Consider the following 22,373-nt stretch of genomic DNA (forward strand, 5'->3'; position numbering starts at 1 on the left):
GTCATCTAACGGCTTCCGGGGAAGAGTAGGAGAGCGGTTTCCAAGTGTAAGACTGGGAAGCGGTGACGATTGGGTATAATTATGGTTAGTTTTAGCAGGAATTTTATTCATTTGTGGAGAATATATCCTAGGTTACTATATCAATCCCTGGGTCATAAAATCAATAGGGGTTAATAAGGGCTTTATTTTTAAAGATTAAAATTTGAAAGGAAGGGGGAAAAGTGGACGAGCAGCTAATGGCTTTGCAGCTTTGCCTTAATGAAGTTGGCGGATTCAGGATGGACAGCTTTAGCGAGCGCTTAAAGTACCAGAAGATGGTTTACCTGATGCAGCTGTTCGGAATTGATCTGGGCTACCGTTTTGAGTGGTATCTGCGTGGCCCTTACTGTACAGAGCTTACTGCTGACGGCTTCGAAATAGACAAACATAGGGAAAGAATGGAAGAATACGTAAAGGATTACGAATTATCGAACGAAGCAAGAGAAAAGCTGGCGCGTTTTAGAGATATGATATCTCGACCTCCGGCTGACGGGCTCAGCCAGGAATCTTGGCTGGAGTTGCTGGCTTCTGTGCACTACCTAGCCCAAATCGCATATGTGAAAAACCCTGAAGATAGGGAGTATGACAGGGTGAGCGCGAGATTGCGCGGGAAGAAGCCATGGTATAAAAAAGAGCAGATAGCTCAGGCGTGGAGTTTATTAAAAACTTATGGCTTGCTTAAAGAGGGACCGTGAGATGAAAGGGGGAGTGGTTTTATTTCTTTATGAGTGAAAAATTTACCCGCATCATAAACGATAATATATATGGGGCTATACCGCTTACAGAGGCGGAGTGGGAAGTCATTAACACACCGATATTTCAGCGGTTAAGAAGAATTAGGCAGTTAGGTCTTTCAAGTTATGTATTTCCTACCGCAGAGCACACCCGATTTAGCCACTCGTTGGGTGTTCTTTTTATTATGGGGAAAATAACTGAGCTTCTACACCAAAAGGGTATCCTGAATGAAGACGATGTAAGAAAACTTCGTATGGCTTCTCTCTTGCATGACATTGGACATTACCCGCTTTCTCATGTTGGAGAGGCTGTTTTTATGCGCATACAATTTGAAGAAGAACAGGTGATCCGGAAAAAGAGTTCTTTTTCCGATGAAAATGATTTAACAAAAGCGGGCAGGAGATACCGTATCAAATCTGTCAGCCATGAGCGTGTTGGCACAGAAATAATTACAAAACACCACAAGATTGTGAATATTCTTAAGAAATATGACTTTGATCCTGTAGAGCTGGCAAAAATTATCAACGGGGAGCATGAAGGCAATATTATTTACAACCAGCTAATGCATTCGAGCTTAGATGCCGACAGATTGGATTATTTGCTGCGTGATGCAACCCATACAGGTGTTCGTTATGGTTTGGTAGACTTTGACTATCTTATTAGACATTTTGAAGTTGGTGAGGAAAAAGATACAAAGGGCAAACCCGTAAAGGTGATAGGCGTTTCTCAAAAAACCACACATGTTCTCGAACATTATTTGACAGCGCGATACTTCCTTTATTCGCAGGTGATTTTTCATAAAACGGTAGTTGCTTTTGAAATCTTAGCGAAGGCTTTATTGTATTATGCTTCCAAAAGTGGGATGTTAGGTGGCGATTGGTTTAGGAAAGTAGTGTCCATTATGATGGTGTAAAATTGATGGCTTGAAGCAGGAGAGCCACCCCTCCCTCTGGTAGATAAGAAGTGGCTTAATCTTAATCATCAGGAGGGAGAAAAGATGGCTCACTACCAGGTTACCGTAGACTGTGATCTCTTGCAAGGATTATTTATTCGGGATGATGGATTGGCTCGGTTGGTGGAGAACATCGTGAATCAGATACTCGATGCTCAGGCTACCGAACAACTCAGGGCCAAGCCATACGAACGTACCGAAGAGCGGCAGGGGTACCGCAACGGGTATCGGGATAAGCTGCTCAAGTCTCGCGTAGGAGAACTTACGCTTATGGTTCCCCGTCTCCGGAGCGGGCACTTCTCCACGGAGCTTTTCGAGCGGTACCAGCGGAGCGAGCAGGCGCTCTTGCTGGCCATGGTCGAGATGGTCGTGAACGGCGTATCCACCAGGAAGGTAAGGGCGGTTGTTGATGAACTATGCGGCACGGAGTTCTCCAAATCCACCGTATCCAGCCTGTGCAAAAGACTGGACGACATCGTAAAGGAGTGGAACGAGCGAGATTTGAGCAGCCAGGAATACCCATTTCTCCTGGTAGATGCCATTGTCATCCGGGTGCGTAAAGGCGGCCGGGTACGGCTTTCAAGCGTACTTCTCGCTACAGGGATCAACCGGGAGGGATACCGGGAGATTTTAGGGCTTATGCTCGGGGATAGCGAATCAGAGGCTGCTTGGTCGGAGTTCTTCGGCCGGCTCAAGGAGCGCGGTCTCAAGGGAGTGGACTTGGTTGTTTCGGATGATCACAAGGGCTTGATCAATGCGATAGAAACCCACTTCCAAGGAGCGACATGGCAGCGGTGCCAGACCCACTTTATCCGGAACATCCTGGACGCCTGTCCTAAGAGCCTCCAGGGCGACCTGCACGGGCGACTGCGGTTGATCTTCGACGCGCCGGATATGGAGACGGCCAGGCGGTTGCTGAACGAAACGATAGAGGCCTTTGGCGCCCGGGCGCCAAAGGCGGTAGAGCGACTTGAAGCTGGTTTCGAGGACGCAATGGCGGTGATGGCACTACCAGGGCGCTACCGGAAGCGGCTGCGCACCACCAATGGAGTCGAGCGGCTCAACCAGGAGATCCGCCGGCGGGAGCGGGTGATCCGAATCTTCCCTAACGAGGAGTCGGCTGTGAGACTGATCGGAGCAGTGCTTGTAGAGATCGACGAGGTGTGGACCACAGGAAAGCGCTACTTTGATATGGCAGAGTATTGGGAGTGGAAGGCTAACACAGAAAAACAGCAGAAGGAGGTGAATAATGCCGATACCCAGGTAAATGTAGCTTAAAACGGGGTGATCTTATCTGCCAGAGGGAATTTACACACAAATTTGGACTTGACCGTTTAGGAATTATGATGACATTGTGGAGAATATTAATTCTGCAAAGTTTTTAAATTTTAACGATCACCTTTTCTTTCGCTTGCTACAGGACTCCCGTTTGTGGAATGATTGCCAGATTCGCTTAATTGCAGAAATGCTATTAAAACGACGGCGGCCGAAAATGATAAAAGAAGTAAAAAGCCTGATCCGTACCAGTGAAAACAGGTATGCGCCAGAGTTTATTTCATTCCGAACGCTGCTGGATAAACACCTAACTGCTCTCGCTGAGAAGGCCTCCGTAAAACATAAATGGTTATTTTACCACGAGATACCATTATCTTTTGAAAACATTTCGCCCTACTTCAATATTTCTGAGACGCTATCTGAAGAGGATAAGAAGGAGGCCGCCAGGATAATTGCTAAGGATGGAACTGCCAAATTGCTCATTGAGGATCAAAATTCTGTTATACACCATCTCGCAACCCTGAAACTGGTTGTTTTAAGGTTGTATTGCCTAAACACTTCTAAAGCAGCCTGCGGTAGAGTGTTAGAAAAAACTGAAGCTATGTTGTATTGATCTTTTTTACTGCTCAAAGAGCTATAAGAAAGAGCATGAACAGATAGTGGCAACAATAGGGGCGGGTTCTCTTATCCGTGCCGTACCGTCTTATGCTATGAAAGCCAAAGGTCTAACGTTCCTCGTGACGTTATTAAATCAACAATCCGCCAGAATGTGAGGGCAGATGCGTTGGCGCCTGAGCTAAGAATAAGCATTTTAGCGTGCAGTAGCTTATTGTGAGAAATAAAAATCAGTTGCTGGGGGAGGTCAAAAAAGATGATTGGCCTGTCCAAATCGGAAAAGGAGACCCCACCCGAGTTGCTAACCGAGTTGCAAGTTGGCGAACTTGTGGTTGTTGACGGTGTGGTTGGCGAAAGGACGGTGCGCCGCACCACCAAAACAGGGGGGGTTTTTGTCAAAGCACCACTGCATATGGATGATCTGGCCTCCGTGTGGTGTGTTTGGTGGCAGGCTCAAAGTGCCCCTCAGCCGGGACAGCGGGTCCGTCTACGGGGGGAAGTGCAGTTCTACGACGGAAATATGGAGCTTCATGTTCGCGAGACAATTCCACTCTTTGATGACAAGCCTGCTGCGCTTGAACACAAACTGCTTCGGTTTTATATCGCCTGCCTGGAAGCGGAGCAGATGCGTGAGCTGGAGTTTGCTATAGACGATGGGGGGCGGCGCTTTGTTCTGCTGGAAAGCGGCGAAGAACACGTTATATCCGGTGAGGCAACATGGACGGATCTTCCAGATGCCCCTCAGTTAACGCAGTGGTTGAGCCGCCGTCTTTTGGCTGGTCGGGCAGAGCAGGTTTTTGTGGGATATCCTGTTGTTACAGGTTACAGAGACCGGAACGGTTTGCCATATAAAGTTCTCAGCCCTCTTTTCTACGTTCCGGTGGAAATAAAGCGAGCTGCTTCCAGTGGTTACCGCGTGCTTCCTGAGACGGCAGTACCGGAACTGAACATATTTGCCTTGGAATTGCTCGGTATGTCTCGAGAAGAGAGAGTAGGGTTCGTGGAAGCAGTTGAGGAATTGGAAGAGATTCAGACGGCCTCGTCTGCCCGGGCTCGCATGGAGTCCTGGCTAAACATTCTTGTGAAAGAAGGCCTTGCAGATCCCGGTTTTTGTCTCGATCCGGGGCATCTGGGGCCGTTAAAAGATGGTATTTCTAATACTTGTATTCTTTACACCGGAGAACGGGGACCAATAATCAGGAACCTGATTGCAGACCTGGAGGATCTCTCTTTGTTGCCTGTGGAGGAATTGCGCCGAGGCCCGCTCGGTGTTCTCATGGGAGCGATACCGGCTTCGCTACCCCCTGCTGCCGAACCGCAGCCATCCATAATCCCCTCGAATCTGGCACAGGACCGGGCTATTACCTCGGCTTTTTCTGTTCCGCTGACGGTGGTCACAGGGCCACCGGGAACGGGCAAGTCGCAGCTGATCATCAACGCCATAGCCTCTGCTCTAGCGAGGGGACAGACAGTATGTTTTGCTTCAAAAAACAATCAGGCGGTAGATGTTATCTTCGAGCGACTGGCGGCAGTAAGTGATGAAGCGGTACCCATTCGGGCGGGAACGACAAAGTATCGAAGTAATATAGCATTAACAATTCAAAGGGCACTTTCCCGTCCTGACAGGCCGAATGAACTGGGATCGGCTATAACTGACTGGCGTAAGGTTGAAAAAGATTTGTTCCCTATTTATCAGGTAGCGCGTGAGGTTGAAAAGGTCGAGGCGGAGCTCGCCGCTGAGGAAGCCCGTTACGAGGAGTTAAACCGCACCGCTCCGCGGGCTGTTTTCGCTGTTGCTGACGCGTCCGTAATGGCAGCGGCGGCCAAGGAGGTGCTTGCTCTGCTTCCCCTTGCCAGCAGGCCGCGACCTTTCTGGCCCTGGTCAAGACGGAGATGGAAAGAAGCAAAAGCGAGGTTGGCGGTTGCTTGGGATCGTCTCTCTCGGTCTGCCGGAACCGGCATTTTGCTCCCCGATGAACCTGAACAGAATGCAGCGGAGGAGTGTTTAAGGCTTTCTCAGCTTGCCCTCGACATCGAGGCCCAACGCTTGCGTATAGAGGATGCGAGGAAGAAGCTGGCATCCCTTCCCAACCGGTGGGAGCTTCATGAACGGCTTATGGAAATATCCGCACGGCGCCTGGAAACCGGACGACGGTTGTTTGAAGCGAACTGGCAGAGGCTCATCGCAGGCGCTTTGCCGGAAAAACGTGCGGCGGCATCGGCATTAGCCGAGGGATTGGCGGCAGCTGCAGGCGGGGGAAAGGCTTCTATCAGACGGCTCCTCTTGCAAGTGCCTGATGTATTGCATGTTTTCCCCATCTGGGGGGTTACCAATCTTTCGGCGCGTACCAATTTCCCTGTAAGGGGAAAACTCTTCGATCTGGTCATCATTGATGAAGCTTCCCAATGTGACATTCCCTCGGCAATTCCGCTGTTATACAGGGCCAGGCGCGCGCTGATCATCGGCGATCCAAAGCAGCTCACACATATCACTTCTTTACGGGAAGTGACGGAGGATAATCTTGCCCGTCGCTTCGGTCTGACGCCTAACGATCTCCTGGTGTTCTCTTATCGTTCTCGGAGCCTCTTTGGTCTGGCCTCGGCCCGGGTCGGAGAGAAGCCTCTTTTCCTTGATCAACACTTTCGGTCACACCCGGCAATTATTACTTTCTCCAATGACCATTTTTACGGCTCGCGTCTTTTGATTCTAACCGATGAATCACGGTTGCAGCCCGGGCCTGCCGTTAGCTGGATCCACATCCCGGGCCAGTTCCGCCGCGGCCAGAACGGAAGGAGTGTGGTGAATCCGCCGGAAGCCGAGGCAGTGGTTCGACAGCTCGAAGCCCTGCATAGCCAGATCAAGGATCAGGGTCTTACTGTTGGCGTGGTGACGCCTTATCGTGCTCAGGCTGAGGCGATTCGGGATCTGGTAGCACGCCGTTTGCCGGATCTCGAGGATTCTCTGGTGGTAGCTACGGCTCACCGCTTTCAGGGTGATGAACGGGATATAATTATATTCTCACCGGTAGTCAGCCGAGAAATGGCTCCTTACCACGTGACATTCGCATCCAACCCTAATCTTGTAAATGTGTCTGTTACCAGGGCAAGGCAAAAACTCATCATCGTAGGAGACCGGGAGGTCTGTCTGGCCTCGCCTGGGGTGTTACGCGACCTGGCTCAGTACATTATGGATCTTGAAAAGGGGGGATTCCGGTCGCCGTTGGAGCGGCGGCTGTTCGATGCCCTTGTGAAGGCGGGGGTTAACGTTCAGACCGGTGTGGAGGCCGAAGGTTACAAGTTAGATCTGGCAGTAGTGAAGGGTGAGCGCCGAATCGACGTGGAGTGCGATGGTGCGTCCTTCCACCGAGACCAGCGCGCTGATTCTATCAGGGATGAACGGCTGCGAAGCGCCGGATGGGAGGTTGTGCGGTTCTCCGGTCGCGAGATCCAGCGTAACCTTGATGAGTGTGTCAGCCGGGTAAAGGAGTTGCTGTCAGACGGGGTTATGTATAGTTGATTTTTTCGAGCAGGATGGCCGCTGGTCGGGTATTCCACTTGGAGAGCATTGAACAGATAAAGGAGCTTATCAGTGTTGACACATTAAAAACAATGCAGTTGCTTGGTTTTAACTACAAAGCAGCTATCGGTGAACCACTAACACAGATCTGTGCAAATGCGATTCTCTCCTTGGCTAAAAGAGAGTCGCCTAGCTACCAGGGCGGATCGGGAAAGAACAAGAAACGGTAGCCAGCGCAACTAGGAGAGTGGAATAGATAAGTGCATGGCTGAGGCATGTAAGTGATTACTAAAAACCACCAAAACCCTCGGCCTCGCCAAGGCCAAAAAAAGGCTGTGGGGGGTTCCCACAGCGAATTTATAGGTACTGATGCCGATCTGCATTTTCACCGGGAAAGGCTGCTGCCACAACGAAACCGGCCGCTGGAAAGGGTCCAACGGCCGGTTTTACTGTCGGCTGCTTTGATCTCCTTTCCGCATTGGGAGGCCTACCTGTTTCCAGGTAAACCCTGACGGTCCGACGGCCATAGCCTTCAAGGGCGACAGGCACTGTGGACTCGGAGAAAAGATGCACTTTTCAAGAAAGGTTCAATTTCTCTACGGATATATATTCGGGCTTTCCGGTAAAAATCCTGCAAGCTTCCTCCATTTTATACGCTCTGTCGAACACTGTCAAGAACTTAAAGGGCTCTATCAGAGATATCGATACCGTTGTCGTGAAGATGTGCCTCCGGTGAACTAGCCTGTCAATCATGGCTGCATATATGACGCTGTCTGGGAGGCATTCAAACTAAAGTTTGCTGAAGCGAGGTTTTCACCTGGGCTTTGGAACAGATGGATTTCGCCAAACTGTTGCATTATCTTGAAGAAACTGGTCAGGGAAAATTGTTTGCCGGCAAAAACCCTGGTATACTTAAAGTGTCACGAAAACTGAAAAGACCGGGTGTGCTCGTTACAACGATTTAACGGGAGAACCGTCAGATGACAGAAAATCAAATTGACCATGATCGTTTGTTCAAAGAACTTTTGGAGAGCTTTTTCGCCGAGTTCATGGAGTTGTTCTTTCCGGAAGCTGCTCGTTCCATTGACCTGACCCAGATCAGATTTCTCCAGCAAGAAATCTTCACCGACGTTGCAGCCGGTGAAAGACATGAAGTGGACATTCTGGTGGAAACAAGGCTTAAGGGCCAGCCCGGTTTGATTCTGGTACACATTGAACCGCAATCGTACGTCCAAAAGAACTTTAACGAGCGGATGTTCGTTTACTTCAGCCGGTTATACGAGAAGCACCGGCGGAAGATATTGCCGGTGGCCGTATTTGGCTACGACCGGGTACGGGATGAACCGGACAGCTTCGAGATTGTCTTTCCCTTCCTGGATGTTCTAAATTTCCGGTTTTACAAGCTGGAGTTAAAGAAACTTGACTGGCGGGAGTACATTCATAGTGATAATCCGGTAGCAGCGGCGCTGTTAAGCAAAATGGGCTTCAGGCCGGGAGAAAGGGTTCGAGTAAAGCTGGAATTCCTGCGCATGCTGGCCCGGATGAAGCTGGACCCGGCGCGGATGGAGTTGCTGGCCGCCTTTTTCGAGACCTACCTGAAGCTGGACCGCGAGGAAGAAGAACAACTTTACCGGGAATTGGGTAAAATGGACAAAAAGGAGGTTGATGCCATTATGCAAATAACCACCAGCTGGCATGAAAAGGGCCGTGCGGAAGGCCTTGCGGAAGGACGTGCCGAAGGTCGTGCCGAAGGCCGTGCGGAAGGCCTTGCGGAAGGCCTTGTGGAAGGTAAAATTAAAGCCAAGCAGGAGGTCATATGCAGGTACCTGGCTTGCAGGTTTGGAGCGGATTCTGCGGCCATACAGGAAAAGGTGCCGCAACTGACCGACATGGATGCGCTGGACCGGGTGCTGGACCGGCTGTTTGTCGTCGGCTCCTTGGAAGAAGCCCGGAGCATCATCTGGGAGGAGCTGAGCAGGTTCATTCAGTAAGTGTATCTTGAAGAATTATATTCCCTAGGGCAGGCAGGTTCCCGGTCAGCGGAAATAACAGCTCTTCTTCCCCGAAGCCTACGCCTTAATCGATTTGACATCGAAGCCTGGCAGGTGAACCAACTTACAGCTCCCCGAGAAAAGAAAAGCGGCACATCGAACCCTCAACCTCGAACGCAGAACGCCGAACGTGGAACGTTTAAAAGAGGCAAGCGGGACATCCTTCATAACATAGCTGCGAGGACCGGCCAAAAGAAAGCCAAACCCTCTCTGTTTGGCAGCGTGCGGAGCGGCGACATTGCCGACGAAGAGATCCAAAAGGCAAAGACAGCGCTATTTAGAGACCTGGAGGATCTGTAGCTCGTATGGCGGAAGATATGCTGTATGTTCACACTGTGGGAGAAAGTAGTTTCGTGGTTTGGCTATAAGCTTCATCTTGTAGTTGATGCTGCCTATGAATTACCCGTAGTAACCTGTACCTCTTGATAACAAAACCGGAGATGTATATAATACAAATGATAAATAACAAATAAGTACTGCTGCAAAAAGTCCATTTGAGTTCATGGAAAGCCGATATTTAGTGTTCTTTTTGGCTGTCAGCCTATTAGAGGTGCACTTGCCTGGACGACTAAATCGCTATTTCTGAAGTGGTATCACACAATTAAATAATTAAATAAGGCTCCAGGTGCCCCGGTGTGAGCAGCCGGGGAGAATAGGGAATCAGGTGAAAGTCCTGAGCGGTGGGGCCACTGTGAATAGCGAGCTGCTCCAAAAAACCACTGGATAGTGATATCTGGGAAGGTGGAAGCCAGCGATGAGCTATGAGCCAGTAGACCTGCCTGGAGTTTCGACTTGAGCGCCTCCCATCCAGAGGTCCAAGCTGGCTGTTTAATTATGGTTGAATTGCGATCCCGGCCCATGGAGGCCGGGATTTATTTATGTGCGCCCGGCATGGGCGGAGGCTTATGGGTGACAGTCTATGCGGCGGGTAGATGGAGGAAAAGTCAACGCTCTTACCCGGGGAGGCCTGCCAGGCACGCTGGGTAATCTGGCAACCCGCACTGGAAGGTGCGGCTGAACTGGCAGGAGTCGGCAAAGAGGCCTTGTCTGAACCGAAAGAGCGAGAGCGGCTGGCAGAAAGATGCCCGATTATAAATTGGGAGCAGCATTGGAGGAGATGTAACCATGGACGGCACAAAAAGGTGTTTTCCATTTACCGCCATTGTTGGCCAGGAGCGGATGAAGGAAGCCCTTATTCTAAATGTGATCAATCCTCTGCTGGGCGGTGTATTGATCAGGGGTGAAAAGGGGACGGCCAAATCCACAGCAGTGCGCGCTCTGGCCGAGTTGCTGCCGGAAAGGAAGCAGGTGGCGGATTGTATGTTTGGGTGTGATCCCGATGACGAAAGCGCCATGTGTGATACCTGCCGGGAGAGGAAGCGCAAGGAAGGAAGACTGGCAGTAAGGAAATCGAAGATGAGGGTTGTGGAGCTGCCGATCAGCGCCACCGAGGATAGGGTAGTCGGCACGCTGGACATCGAACATGCCATCAAAACAGGAGAGAAGAGGTTTGAACCGGGGATCCTGGCCCAGGCCAATCGCAATATCCTCTATGTCGATGAAGTGAACTTGCTGGAGGATCATGTTGTGGATCTTCTGCTTGACGCTGCCGCCATGGGGGTCAATGCCATCGAGAGGGAGGGGATCTCCTACAGCCACCCCTCAAGATTTGTTCTGGTGGGGACGATGAATCCCGAGGAGGGTGATTTGCGGCCACAGCTTTTGGACAGATTCGGTCTGGTGGTGGATGTGACCGGGGAGAAGGATCCGGTTACCCGGGCCGAGGTGATCAAAAGGAGACTCCAGTACGAACAGGATCCGGAGTCTTTCGCTACAGCGTACCAAGAGGCGCAGCAGGAGCTCAGCCACCGGATTGAAGCGGCAAAATTGCGCCTGCCGGAGGTGTCGTGCAGCGATGAGATGCTGGAAATAGCTGCCAAGATATCGATTGCCATGGATGTTGACGGCCACAGAGCCGATATCTACATGATCAAGGCGGCAATCACTATTGCGGCATTCAATAATCGGGAGAGTGTTACCTTTGAGGATATGCTCAAAGCCGCCTCACTGGTATTGCCGCACAGGATGAGGAGGAAACCCTTTGAGGAGGGTATCATCGACTTCTCCAAGGTCGAGGAAATGATTTACAGTAGCGCGAGAGGGTGAATCTCAGGTGGGACACAACTTGGTCTTTCCGTTCGCTGCTGTGGAAGGGCAGGATGCTGTCAAAAAGGCTCTGATCTGGAATGCAGTCAACCCGTCGATCGGTGGGGTGCTGATCTCCGGAGAGAAGGGAACCGCCAAGTCCACCCTTGTCCGGGGGCTGGCAGCTTTGTTGCCCGGGATAAAAGTGGTGGAACTCCCGCTCAATGTGACCGAAGACTGCTTGGTGGGGACCCTGGATCTGGAGAGAGCGGTCAAGGAAGGGAAGAAGGCCTTCGAACCGGGGATCTTCCAGAAAGCCGACGGGAACATCCTTTATGTCGATGAAGTTAACCTGTTGCCCGAGAATATAGTCAATTGCATCCTGGAAGTGTCTGCTTCAGGGGTCAATCGGGTTGAGCGGGAGGGGATATCTTACAGCCATCCGTCAAGATTTGTGTTGGTGGGAACCATGAACCCCGAGGAGGGGATGCTGCGGCCGCAGTTACTCGACAGGTTTGGGCTTTATGTCGAAGTCAAGGGACTGGAGGATCTGGCCTTAAGGAAGGATGTCATCAAAAGGAGGCTTGAGTATGAAAGGGACCCGGCGGGCTATGTGAAAAAGTGGCAGAAGGAAAGCGAAGAGATCAGGGCAAGCATCGCTCAGGCGCGTGAGAGGCTGGAAAGGGTGCAGGTCACCGAGCATGCTATGAGTCTGGCTGGCGAGATGGCGGAGAAAGGGAATTGTGCCGGTCACCGGGCGGAAATTGCCATTGTGGAAACCGCAAAGTCCATTGCAGCCATCTGCGGCAGGAACCGCATTATCATCGAGGATATTAAAGAGGCTGCGCGATATGCGCTGCCCCACAGGGTTAGAGAAAGAAACCAGACCTGCATCTGTCTGCAGGAACAGGAGCCTCCGATTGATGAAACCGATGAGCGGAAGAGGGGTGCCGATCTCCCGGAAGGAGATCGGAGCAGGGATGAGAGCGTCACACAGGAATACCAGAATCTCAATCAGGAACCGGAGAACGGCGGAGATTCTCCGGCAGGTAGTGGTGAAATGGATGGAGGTAAAAACGGCAGTCAGCAGGCAGGAGCATTCGGAAGCGAGGAAAATGTCGAAGAGCCGGGCGAGATCTTTGCCGTTGTCCCGTGGGAGATCAGGCCGCAAGACAGGCTGCAGCGCAGAGGAAGTGGAAAGAGAAGCCTGTCCGCGACTAAGGGTAGGGAGGGGAGGTATGTAAAATATTGTTTCCCCAGGGGAAAGCCGCGGGATATTGCCTTTGACGCCACCATCCGGGCGGCGGCACCGTTCCAGAGGCAAAGGGAAAAGGACGGCGTGGCGCTGGCAATTTGTAATTCCGATTTTCGAGAAAAGATCAGGGAACGCCGAACCGGCAGCACCATCCTCTTTGTGGTCGATGCCAGCGGATCAATGGGGGCCAACCGGAGGATGAGGGCCGTGAAGGGTGCGGTCTTGTCGCTGCTAACCGATGCCTATCAAAAGCGGGATAGGGTTGGGATGATCTCTTTTAGAAAGAACGATGCGGAACTCCTCCTCGGAGTGACCAGAAGCGTTGACCTGGCACAGAAAAAACTGAGAGACCTGCCCACAGGAGGGAGGACACCGCTTGCGGCCGGACTGTACAGGGGATACGAGGTGCTCAAGGTGGCAATGCTCAGAGATCCCCAGACGATACCCTTTATTATCCTCGTGACTGATGGAAGGGCCAATGTAGCGCTGAATGGAGGCGATCCTGTCGATGACGCCCTGCGTATGGCCCGGAAAATTGCCGCAGAGGGGATAAAAAGCCTGGTCATCGACACGGAAAAGGGTTATCCCAGGATGGGACTGGCGCGCAAAATTGCCGAAGCCATGAAGGCCGGATATCTGGAGTTGGATGAGCTTGAATCTGCCCAGATCGTCTGGTCGGTGAAGAATTTCGTCAGATGAACAGGATAGCTACGACCCCTAGGGAAGGGCCGGTTATCCTTTAGGTTTATTTGAACGGCAGATCCTTACTATGTCATAACCACAAATGAGGAGGTTTGATTTTATGTCGAGGTCGTTGCAAAAGCTCTTGGTTGTCATAAGCGTGCTTTTATCTCTGTTTTTACTGGCAGGCTGCAGCAAGGCAGACAAGGCGTCAGTAGCTGGTGCTGTCACCTTGAAATATGCCAGGGGTTTTAAGATTGAGAACCTTGCTGACGGCTGTAAAAAGGTCACCGACGGCAATAAGCGAGTCATGCTCCTGGTTCCCAGGGGCCAAAAAGTACCGTCCGAATATAAAAACCTGCCTGTGGTTTATACTCCGGTGAAAAGGGTTGTGATAACTTCTACAACCCAGGCTTCCCTGATGAGGCCTTTGGGCGTGTTGGGCAGCATCGTCGGAGTGACCACTGAAAAGGATCAGTGGTATATCGATCAGGTCAAGGCGGGGATGGAGAGCGGCAGCATTCAGCTGGTTGGAGGCGGGATGGGGCCTTTGGATTACGACAAGATCGTGGCCTTGAAACCGGATCTCGTTTTCATGTCCACAGGAGGGCCTAATGATGCCCGGGCGCTGCAGAAATTGGAGGAGCTAAACATTCCGGTAGCTGTAGACAATGAATGGCTGGAAAATGATCCCTTGGGAAGGCTCGAGTGGATCAAGTTTATCGCCGCTTTCTATGACAAGGAGCAGCAGGCATCTGATTTCTTTGATGGTGCCGAGAAAAGGATCGCAGAAATCACGGCGAAGGTGGCCAAGGTCAAAGACAAACCGAAGGTTATATGGGGGTTGATTTACCAGGGTAAGGCTTATGTTCCTGCCGCAGATTCCTATGTGGCCAGGATGATCGCCATGGCCGGAGGTGATTACCTTTTTAAAGGCAATAAAGGAACAGGCAGCAGGGCGATTACCTTTGAGGAGTATTATGCCCTGGGCAAAGAGGCGGATATCTATATCGATGATACCATGATGAACCTTGGCCGCAATACGATTGCCCACATCACCGACCAGTCGAGACTTATGGCGGATTTGCCGGTGCTCAAGAAAGGCAACGTATGGGGTTACCAGCCCTGGTACTGGCAGTCTTTGGATAAAACCGATGAGGTGATCGAGGACCTGGCGGCTATTTTCCACCCGGCTCTTTTCCCGGGTTATCAATTAAAACACTTCTTGAAGCTACCGCCGGCTTAAGGTCAAACAACAGGTTATACTCTAGGGACATGATTTTAATGGGGTCCTCGGAGGAGGTGTTGTTGATCGCATTCCGTCTTGACAAGAGGAACAAGATGCCGTTGCTTTTTGTTCTGTTTGTGGCGATGCTGATCCTGTTTGCGGTTTTAAACATTGTGCTGGGGTCGGTTCGGATCTCCTTGCACGATCTGGTGCGGGTTCTGCTCCGCCAGGGAGAGAACGCTGTCTACGATAAGGTGGTATGGGATATCCGCTTGCCCCGTACCCTGGCTGCCATCCTCGGGGGAGCGGCGCTCTCTGTCAGCGGCCTGCTGCTGCAGATCTTCTTTCGCAATCCGATTGTCGATCCCTATGTGCTGGGAGTCTCTTCCGGCGCCACCCTGATAGTGGCCATCCTGATGCTGACAGGGGTCGTCCTGGAGATGGGAACGATACCGCCGTATCTGCTGAGCCTGGGGGCCTTCGCCGGCGCCCTGGCGGTGGTCATCCTGATCGTGGCTGTATCGGGGAGGGTCAAGCAGGTGGTCACTTTGCTGGTCGTCGGTTTGATGATCGGCTACGTGTGCGGGGCGGGAACCACCATCCTGGAGGCTCTTGCGGAGAAGGAGAACCTTCACAACTTTGTTCTCTGGACTATGGGGAGTTTTTCAGGCTTCGGGTGGGAACAGGTGAGTGTTTTGGCGGTGGCGGGCGGAGCGCTGCTGGCTGTCTCCTATCTTCTCTGCAAGCCGCTGAATGCCCTGTTGCTGGGGGAGGACTATGCCAGGAGTATGGGAGTGAACATCAAGTCGCTGAGGGTCGTTCTTGTGTTGATCGCCAGCACCCTCACAGCTCTGGTGACGGCCTTCGCCGGGCCGGTGGCCTTCATCGGACTGGCCGCCCCCCACATCGCCCGGCTGACCCTCGGAACATCGGACAACAGGGCTCTGATCCCGGCAACGATTTTGCTGGGAGCGGTGATCACCAACTTGTGCGATCTATTGGCGAGGATTCTCTTTGCTCCTGTGGAGCTACCGATCAGTGCCATCTCCTCTTTGATCGGCGCCCCGATCGTCATCGTTTTGCTGATGAAAAGGAGGACCAGCCTATGAATGTGATGCAGACAAAGGAATTGAGTGTAGGCTATGACGGCAGGACTGTGGTTGCCGACATCAATCTGGAAGCGTTAAAGGGGCAGTTCATCTGCCTTTTGGGGCCCAACGGCTCCGGAAAATCGACCATCCTGCGCTGTCTGGCAGGGCTGTTGGCCCCTTTGCATGGTTCGGTATTTCTTAAAGACAATTTGCTTTACCATATGGAGCCCAAGGATTTATCCAGGACGATGGCGGTGGTTTTGACAGAACGCCTGTCCCCCGGCCTGATCACGGTTTTTGAAATTGTTGCCATGGGCAGGTATCCCTATACCGACTTCTTCGGGCATCTGTCCCGGGAGGATGAAGAGAAAACCTGGGAAGCCCTGTGCCTGGTCGGTGCCCGGGACCTGGCGGAGAGATACTTCAATGAACTGAGCGATGGAGAAAGGCAGAAAGTGCTGATCGCCCGGGCGCTGGTGCAGGAGCCGGAGGTGATCATTCTCGATGAGCCAACAACCTACCTCGATGTGAAACACCGCCTGGAGGTGATGGAGATACTGCGGGAGCTCAGCCGGAGAAAAGGGATCACCGTGATCCTCTCCCTGCATGAGATCGACATTGCCCTTAAGAGCTGCGAGACAGTCCTTCTGGTCAAAAACGGTAAAATACTTGCCTCCGGGCCTCCTGAAGAGATCTTAACTGAAGAAATGGTGGCAGAGGTTTACGGAATAGAATCCGCCCACTTCAGCAGTTGCCTGGGTGGAATTGAAATGAGCAACAGTGGGGGAGCGCAGGTCTTCGTGCTGGCCGGCGCCGGCAGCGGTGCCCCTGTTTACCGCCTGCTCAACAAGTATGGGTTCAGCATTATCACAGGGGTAATCCATGAAAATGACATCGACTATTATGTGGGAAGGGCTTTAGGGGGAGCGGTGGTCGGTGAGCAGCCCTTCGAGGAGATCAGCCTGTCCAACGTTGATCAGGCGGCCAGTCTCGGCCGGCAGGCGGAGTATATCGTTGATGCCGGTTACCCGATCGGCTCCCTGAACAGGCGCAACGTCGAGCTCGCCAGGCGGCTGATGGCACAGGATAAGGTCATCTACTCTCTGCGCAGCCGTCAGGAATTCGAGGCGCTGTACGGCCTCGACGGCAGCAGGCCGTTTTATTGCCCTAATATCGGTGCTCTGGCGCAGCGACTGAGTAGGCGGGAGAAATAATCGTGCGGCATGGGAGAGGATGAGGATGAGACGCATTGTATTCCTGAGCAACATGGAACGCCAGTACATGATGATGATAAAGGCGCGGGACAGCCTGCTCCAGGAAGGGAGGTTGAAGGCCGAAGGCCTGACGGTGTTTTTGAACGACATTCCCTGGGGGGATAAATGGCAAAAGACGTTTGCGGCAAGCGATATCGTTATTTTCACCTGGATGGGCAGCGGCCTTGATACGGATTTTCTCAAAAAAGCGGCCGATTTTTTAGCAGACAATAAAATCACGCATGTCATGTTGATCGCTGCTCCCGGTGTGGAGGATTTGCGCTACGGGATTACGCCGGAAGACCGGGAGACGCTGCAAAAATACCTGGTATACGGAGGGTTGGAAAATTACCGGAATCTCTGGTTATGGTTGGGCAGCAGGTTTTGCGGTGAAAAGTGCGATTATCAGCTTCCGCAGCCGATGTTATGGAACGGGATATTCCACCCCGAAGCTGATCGAGCTTTTACGGATCTTAGAGAATACAGGCGCTTGTTTTGTCGGCCTGACCGGCCTACGGTAGGGATTCTGTTTTATCGCGACGAGTGGATTAATGGTGACCTGGCGTATCAGACCGCCCTGGTAGAGGCAATAGAGCGACAGGGGATGAACGCCGTGGCGGTATTCAGCCAGGGTGCGGCAGATCCGGAATTGAAGGCGCCTGGGCTGACTGAAGCGATACAGGCGTACTTTTATGAACAGGGCAGGCCGGTGATCGATGTGTTGATCAACACGATTAAATTCTCTCTTACGGCGACGGGCGCAACGGATCTGGAATCACTGAAGCAATTGAAGGTGCCGGTATTGCAGGCCTATACGCTACTGCGTTCACGGGAGGAATGGGAAAACTCTAGCGAAGGCATGATCCCGATGGAGATTGCCGTCAGTGTAACCATGCCGGAGCTTGACGGGATCATCCACGGTGTACCTGTGGCCGGGAGGGAGTATCTGCCTGATGGCAACGCAGCCTATCTGCCGCTTGCGGAACGGATCGACATGGTGGCGCGCAAGGCCGGAAAGTGGGCGAGATTGCGTCATAAAGCAAACAGCGAGAAAAAGATCGCCGTTATCTTCCATAATTACCCCCCTACCAATTCTAATATCGGCAGCGCCGCAGGATTGGATTCGATAGAAAGCGTCAGGCTGTTGCTGGCCGAGATGGTAAAGCGCGGCTACCATGTTGAACACATTCCCGATGACAGCCGGTCGTTTATGAGTGAACTGGTGGCTCATACCACCAATGACCGGCGTTTTATTACAGAAGAGCAGATTCAACAGGGCGAAAAGCTGAGCGGGGAGCAATACCGGCAGTTCTTCGACACTTTAGCGGAGGAAACCCGAATTCAACTGGTGCGTGACTGGGGTAAGCCTCCGGGCAATGTGTTTCAGTACGACGGGAACCTGCTGGTGCCCGGGATGTTGAACGGTAACGTCTTTATCACAGTGCAGCCGCCGCGCGGTTTTGGTGAAGATCCATCCAAGCTTTATCACTCACCGGATTGCGCTCCAACACATCATTATCTGGCCTATTATCACTGGATCCGCAACATCTGGCAGGCGGATGCTGTTATCCATGTCGGCACGCACGGTTCCTTGGAATGGCTTCCCGGCAAAGGTGCGGCGCTGTCGCCCAGGTGTTACCCTGACTTGGCCCTCGGAGATCTGCCGAATATCTACCCCTACTGGATCACCGTTGTCGGTGAAGGCATCCAGGCCAAGCGCCGCGGTGCCTCCTGCCTGATCGGATATCTCTCTCCGCCGATGGGCAGCGCGGGGACGTACGATGAGCTGGCCGAACTGGAAAGATTGCTTGACGAGTATCTTCATTTCCGGCAGAACCAGCCGGGCAATACAGAGGTGATGGCAAGGCTTATCAGAGAAAAAGTGCGGGAGGCCGATCTTCAGGATGATGTTGCCGAACAGCCTGAGGAGCCCTTTGACGATTATGTTCAGCGCCTGCATGCTTACATAACCGATATCAAGAACATGCAGATCCGGGTTGGGCTCCACGTTCTGGGCTCCCCACCCAGGGATGAAGGATTGGTGGAGTATCTGCTGGCTCTCACAAATATGGACAATGGGGAAATACCCTCTTTGAGGCAGGCAGTTGCAGCGGTTTACGGTTTTGAATATTATGAGCTGCTGGAGCAGAGCGGCAGGATGCTTCCTGACGGCAGCAAGACCTATGGTGCCTTGCTCGAAGAGATCCAGGCCAGGTGCCGAGAGATTATTGAACTGCTGGCCGGGCACGGTTTTGATCCGGAACAGGCGGGGCTGATCTGCCAGCTGCCCTGGGCCGTCGAGGCGGAACAGGGAGTAAGGGACCGGCTGGTGCAGGTAGGGAGATACATCTGCCGGACGCTGGTGCCTCATCTGGAGCAGACCAGGCAGGAGATCACCAACCTCCTTGATGCTTTGGAAGGATGCTATGTAGAGCCGGGGCCGGCAGGTGCTCCCACCAGCGGCATGGCCGATGTCTTGCCGACAGGGCGCAATTTTTACGGCGTCGATCCCCGCGCCTTGCCGACGCCTGTGGCTTGGGAAATCGGGAAGAAGATGGGGGACGAAGTTATTGAGCGCTATCTTGCCGAAGAAGGACGCTATCCTGAAAACATTGGTATTGTGATCTGGGCTACCAGCAACGAGCGCAGCCATGGCCAGTGCATCGCCGAATTCTTGTACCTTCTGGGGGTGCGTCCGGTATGGCAGCGCGGCAGCCAGCGGGTGGTGGACCTGGATGTTATTCCCATAGAGGAACTGAAACGCCCCCGCATTGATGTGACGGCCCGGATCAGCGGCCTGTTCCGCGACAGCATGCCGATGTGCATTAACTTGATGGAGAAAGCAGTCGAACTTGTGGCGAATTTGAATGAAAGCCCGGAAATCAATTATGTGCGCAAACATGTGCTGCAAGATGTGCAGAAGCTGAAGCAAGAGGGAATTGAGAGCGATCAGGCCTGGGTGCAGGCGAGCTATCGCATTTTCGGCGATCCCCCGGGGACCTACGGCGCAGGGATAAGCGATCTCCTGGAGGCGAAAAACTGGGAGACCATCGATGATCTGGCCAGCGTCTATGTGCGCTGGGGCGGTCATGCCTATGGCGCCAAAGCGAGGGGGGTCTTCTTGCCGGAGCTCTTCAGCCACCGTATGGCCAGTCTCGATGTGACCATTCAGAATGAAGACAACCGGGAAATCAGCATGTTGAACTCGGATGACTACAACGCCTATCACGGCGGCATGATTGCCGCGGTTCGCAGTTTAAAAGGACAGGCCCCGCGTTCGTACTGCGGCGACAGCTCGGACCGGCAAAAGGTGATCACGCGCAGCGTGCAGGAAGAAATCAAACGATTATTCCGCGGCGAAGCCATCAATCCCAGATTTATAGAAGGAATGAAACAGCACGGGTATAAGGGAGCGGCCGATCTGGCCAATTACGTAGCGCATAGTTATCAATGGGACGCAACCAGTGATGTGCTGGAAGACTGGATGTATCAAAAATTTGCCGAAAAATATGCCTTTGATAAGGATATGCAAAAATGGATGAGGGAAGTAAACCCCTGGGCGCTGCAGCGGATCTTGGAAACCCTGCTGGAGGCCTCGCAGCGCGACCTGTGGCATGCTGACGAACAGACCAAAGGGGAGTTGCAGGCTCTCTATCTCGCCATCGAGGGGGAACTGGAAGAGCGCAGCGATGAGCAGCGGTAAACCGTTGAAGATGCTGGTAATGAGCCTGACGGGGTGGTGCAACTTTGCATGCCGCTACTGTTATGCCGAGGAACACCCCCATGGGATGATGAGCCTCGATACTGCCATTCGGGCGGTCGAACTGGCGGCAGCTGGGGGTAAGCCTTTTCACCTACAGTTTAGCGGCGGCGAGCCTCTCCTCAACTTTGAGGTGATGCAGGGGATCGTCCGCTACGTGCAAAAGCGGCGGATTCCCGCTATTATGCAGGTGCAGACAAATGCCTCCCTGCTGGACAGGGAAAGGGTGTCCTTCCTGCGGGCGGCGCGGGTGGGTGTCGGCATCAGTCTGGACGGCAGGCCGGGGATCAATGACCGTTTGCGTCGTCTGCCGGATGGAAAGGGGGCCAGCCTTCAGATACTGCGCGGTGCCGAACATCTGGCTGCAGAGGGGATGGAAATCGGCATAACCTGTGTCATTGCCAATGAGAACGTCAGCCAGTTGGCCGGTGCGGTGGAGATGGCCTACTATCTGGGGAACGTCCGGAGAATCGGCTTTGATCTGCTGCGCCGCCAGGGGCGGGGTAAAATGCTGACACCCCCGCCGGCCGAGGCAGTGGCAGAGGGCATGTTGGAAGCCCTTCGGACGGCAGAGCGGCTCGCCCGTTTTACCGGAAGAGCCCTGCTGATTTCGCAACTGGAACGGGTGGAAATCCTTGCGCGGGGAACGGCTTCAGGTTTTGGGCACTGCCACGCAATGAACGGAGAGGCGGCCTTTGTGGATGCCGAGGGTCGGATTTATGCCTGTTCCTCATTGGTCGGAGACGAGGACTTCCGGCTGGGAGACGTCTGGGGTGGTATTGACGTCAAGAGGCAACAGGCTGTTGCAGCACTGATCTGGGATAGCATGGCCTTTTGCCGGGAATGCCCTGCTTTTTCCCTGTGTGGTGGAGGCTGTTTTGCCCGCTGGTACGGCTCCGGTTGCGTCGGCAGAGCGTATGAGGCGGAATGTGCTCTGAAACGGGTGTGTATCCGGTGGTTTCAACAACAACGGGGGGAGAAGATAGAATCATGAAAGTGGCGTTGTTGCATTTGGATTTGAGCGGTGGGCCGCAGGACGCCAACCTGCCCATGCTGCAGCAGGCCCTTGGTTTGGCTGCGGGAGAGGGGGCAAACTGGGTTGTGACCCCGGAGATGGCCTTGCAGGGCTACTTCTTTGCTGAAAAAACTGCTCAGGTGAAGATCCCGGTACAGCCGGACGCTTCACTGGGTCCCGTTATTCAGTTGGTTATCAGACACCGGCTGACTCTTTTCCTGGGGTGCGCGGAACGGGATGCCGAGACAGGCAAGTGTTATAACAGTTGCCTGGTGATCGGATCGGATGGGAGTGTCCTGGGGCGCCACAGGAAAACGCGATCCCACAAAAAAGGGGCAGAGGCCTGGGTGACAGAGGGGGATAAGCTGGAACCCATATCCTGCCCGGGGATGAAGGTCGGGATTATGGTCTGTGCCGATTCCTGGTTTGTCGACAAGGCGCGGGTTTTAAGGGATAAGGGAGCAGAAGTCCTCGTTGTGCTGGCAGCTTGGCCGCCAACAGAGGAATGCGGCCCGGGCGACTGCTGGGAGAGGTGCTCCATGGCCACCGGCCTGCCCGTATGGGTCTGCAACCAGACGGGAAACCGTGAAGCGATCGATTTCAGCCAGGCACAGAGTGTGGTGGTCGCCGACGGTAAGGCCCTGTTCAGCTACAGCGGTTTGCAGCCTGCTGTGTTGCTCTTCGATTGGGATTGCGAGCGGAAGCGTGTGTTGTCGGACCGGTTTAAAGTGGTTGCTGTAGACTGATTTTTTGCCTAGTGA

Annotated in this window: 15 protein-coding genes and 2 riboswitches; all 15 genes read left to right on the plus strand. The window is 53.0% G+C overall.

Translation table 11 applies throughout. The features are described 5' to 3' along the window. The first annotated feature begins 221 nt into the window (after positions 1–221). The 15 genes from TPH_RS01680 (at position 222) to TPH_RS01760 (ending at position 22,358) form a co-directional block, all read left to right on the plus strand. Positions 222–734: a hypothetical protein gene (locus tag TPH_RS01680; RefSeq protein WP_028991167.1), complete on the plus strand. Its 513-nt coding sequence runs from the start codon at positions 222–224 to the stop codon at positions 732–734. Between the two features lie 29 nt (positions 735–763). Further along, positions 764–1,687, plus strand: coding sequence for an HD domain-containing protein (locus TPH_RS01685; RefSeq protein ID WP_015049499.1), 924 nt, complete (start codon positions 764–766; stop codon positions 1,685–1,687). An 84-nt stretch (positions 1,688–1,771) separates the two neighbouring features. Beyond that, positions 1,772–3,004, plus strand: coding sequence for an IS256 family transposase (locus tag TPH_RS01690; RefSeq protein WP_014162180.1), 1,233 nt, complete (start codon positions 1,772–1,774; stop codon positions 3,002–3,004). Between the two features lie 214 nt (positions 3,005–3,218). Beyond that, positions 3,219–3,614 (plus strand): hypothetical protein, encoded by a 396-nt coding sequence (locus TPH_RS01695; protein WP_015049500.1) that lies wholly within the window; start codon positions 3,219–3,221, stop codon positions 3,612–3,614. Positions 3,615–3,872: 258 nt separating this feature from the next. Next, complete coding sequence (locus TPH_RS01700; protein WP_015049501.1) at positions 3,873–7,133, plus strand: AAA domain-containing protein; 3,261 nt, start codon at positions 3,873–3,875, stop codon at positions 7,131–7,133. Positions 7,134–7,147: 14 nt separating this feature from the next. After that, complete coding sequence (locus TPH_RS01705) at positions 7,148–7,363, plus strand: hypothetical protein (protein ID WP_201764475.1); 216 nt, start codon at positions 7,148–7,150, stop codon at positions 7,361–7,363. A 220-nt stretch (positions 7,364–7,583) separates the two neighbouring features. Beyond that, positions 7,584–7,707: riboswitch (molybdenum cofactor riboswitch) on the minus strand. A 406-nt stretch (positions 7,708–8,113) separates the two neighbouring features. Further along, positions 8,114–9,124, plus strand: a complete 1,011-nt coding sequence (locus TPH_RS01715) for an Rpn family recombination-promoting nuclease/putative transposase (RefSeq protein ID WP_015049503.1) — start codon at positions 8,114–8,116, stop codon at positions 9,122–9,124. A 666-nt stretch (positions 9,125–9,790) separates the two neighbouring features. Beyond that, positions 9,791–9,981: riboswitch (cobalamin riboswitch) on the plus strand. Positions 9,982–10,309: 328 nt separating this feature from the next. Further along, positions 10,310–11,350, plus strand: coding sequence for an ATP-binding protein (locus TPH_RS01725; RefSeq protein WP_015049504.1), 1,041 nt, complete (start codon positions 10,310–10,312; stop codon positions 11,348–11,350). A 7-nt stretch (positions 11,351–11,357) separates the two neighbouring features. Further along, positions 11,358–13,283 carry a magnesium chelatase subunit D family protein gene (locus tag TPH_RS01730; protein WP_037999129.1) on the plus strand — a complete coding sequence of 642 codons (1,926 nt, stop codon included), beginning with the start codon at positions 11,358–11,360 and terminating at the stop codon, positions 13,281–13,283. A 103-nt stretch (positions 13,284–13,386) separates the two neighbouring features. Then, on the plus strand, positions 13,387–14,511 hold the full coding sequence (locus tag TPH_RS01735) for an ABC transporter substrate-binding protein (RefSeq protein ID WP_015049506.1): 1,125 nt from the start codon (positions 13,387–13,389) through the stop codon (positions 14,509–14,511). Positions 14,512–14,567: 56 nt separating this feature from the next. After that, positions 14,568–15,602 carry a FecCD family ABC transporter permease gene (locus TPH_RS01740; protein WP_408033284.1) on the plus strand — a complete coding sequence of 345 codons (1,035 nt, stop codon included), beginning with the start codon at positions 14,568–14,570 and terminating at the stop codon, positions 15,600–15,602. Beyond that, positions 15,599–16,798, plus strand: coding sequence for an ABC transporter ATP-binding protein (locus tag TPH_RS01745; protein ID WP_015049508.1), 1,200 nt, complete (start codon positions 15,599–15,601; stop codon positions 16,796–16,798). Before TPH_RS01740 ends, TPH_RS01745 begins: the two co-directional genes overlap by 4 nt. Positions 16,799–16,823: 25 nt before the next feature. Next, positions 16,824–20,540, plus strand: a complete 3,717-nt coding sequence (gene cobN, locus TPH_RS01750) for a cobaltochelatase subunit CobN (RefSeq protein ID WP_015049509.1) — start codon at positions 16,824–16,826, stop codon at positions 20,538–20,540. Further along, on the plus strand, positions 20,527–21,591 hold the full coding sequence (locus TPH_RS01755; RefSeq protein ID WP_015049510.1) for a radical SAM/SPASM domain-containing protein: 1,065 nt from the start codon (positions 20,527–20,529) through the stop codon (positions 21,589–21,591). Before cobN ends, TPH_RS01755 begins: the two co-directional genes overlap by 14 nt. After that, on the plus strand, positions 21,588–22,358 hold the full coding sequence (locus tag TPH_RS01760; protein WP_015049511.1) for a carbon-nitrogen hydrolase family protein: 771 nt from the start codon (positions 21,588–21,590) through the stop codon (positions 22,356–22,358). Before TPH_RS01755 ends, TPH_RS01760 begins: the two co-directional genes overlap by 4 nt. The last annotated feature ends 15 nt before the right edge of the window (positions 22,359–22,373 follow it).

The organism is Thermacetogenium phaeum DSM 12270 (assembly GCF_000305935.1).
GTDB classification, from domain to species: domain Bacteria; phylum Bacillota; class DSM-12270; order Thermacetogeniales; family Thermacetogeniaceae; genus Thermacetogenium; species Thermacetogenium phaeum.

Coding starts and splice junctions, on each gene's coding strand:
- TPH_RS01685 (WP_015049499.1), top strand. CDS start 764: ATGAGTGAAAAATTTACCCGCATCATAAACGATAATATATATGGGGCT.
- TPH_RS01690 (WP_014162180.1), top strand. CDS start 1,772: ATGGCTCACTACCAGGTTACCGTAGACTGTGATCTCTTGCAAGGATTA.
- TPH_RS01695 (WP_015049500.1), top strand. CDS start 3,219: ATGATAAAAGAAGTAAAAAGCCTGATCCGTACCAGTGAAAACAGGTAT.
- TPH_RS01700 (WP_015049501.1), top strand. CDS start 3,873: ATGATTGGCCTGTCCAAATCGGAAAAGGAGACCCCACCCGAGTTGCTA.
- TPH_RS01705 (WP_201764475.1), top strand. CDS start 7,148: ATGGCCGCTGGTCGGGTATTCCACTTGGAGAGCATTGAACAGATAAAG.
- TPH_RS01715 (WP_015049503.1), top strand. CDS start 8,114: ATGACAGAAAATCAAATTGACCATGATCGTTTGTTCAAAGAACTTTTG.
- TPH_RS01725 (WP_015049504.1), top strand. CDS start 10,310: ATGGACGGCACAAAAAGGTGTTTTCCATTTACCGCCATTGTTGGCCAG.
- TPH_RS01735 (WP_015049506.1), top strand. CDS start 13,387: ATGTCGAGGTCGTTGCAAAAGCTCTTGGTTGTCATAAGCGTGCTTTTA.
- TPH_RS01745 (WP_015049508.1), top strand. CDS start 15,599: ATGAATGTGATGCAGACAAAGGAATTGAGTGTAGGCTATGACGGCAGG.
- cobN (WP_015049509.1), top strand. CDS start 16,824: ATGAGACGCATTGTATTCCTGAGCAACATGGAACGCCAGTACATGATG.
- TPH_RS01755 (WP_015049510.1), top strand. CDS start 20,527: ATGAGCAGCGGTAAACCGTTGAAGATGCTGGTAATGAGCCTGACGGGG.
- TPH_RS01760 (WP_015049511.1), top strand. CDS start 21,588: ATGAAAGTGGCGTTGTTGCATTTGGATTTGAGCGGTGGGCCGCAGGAC.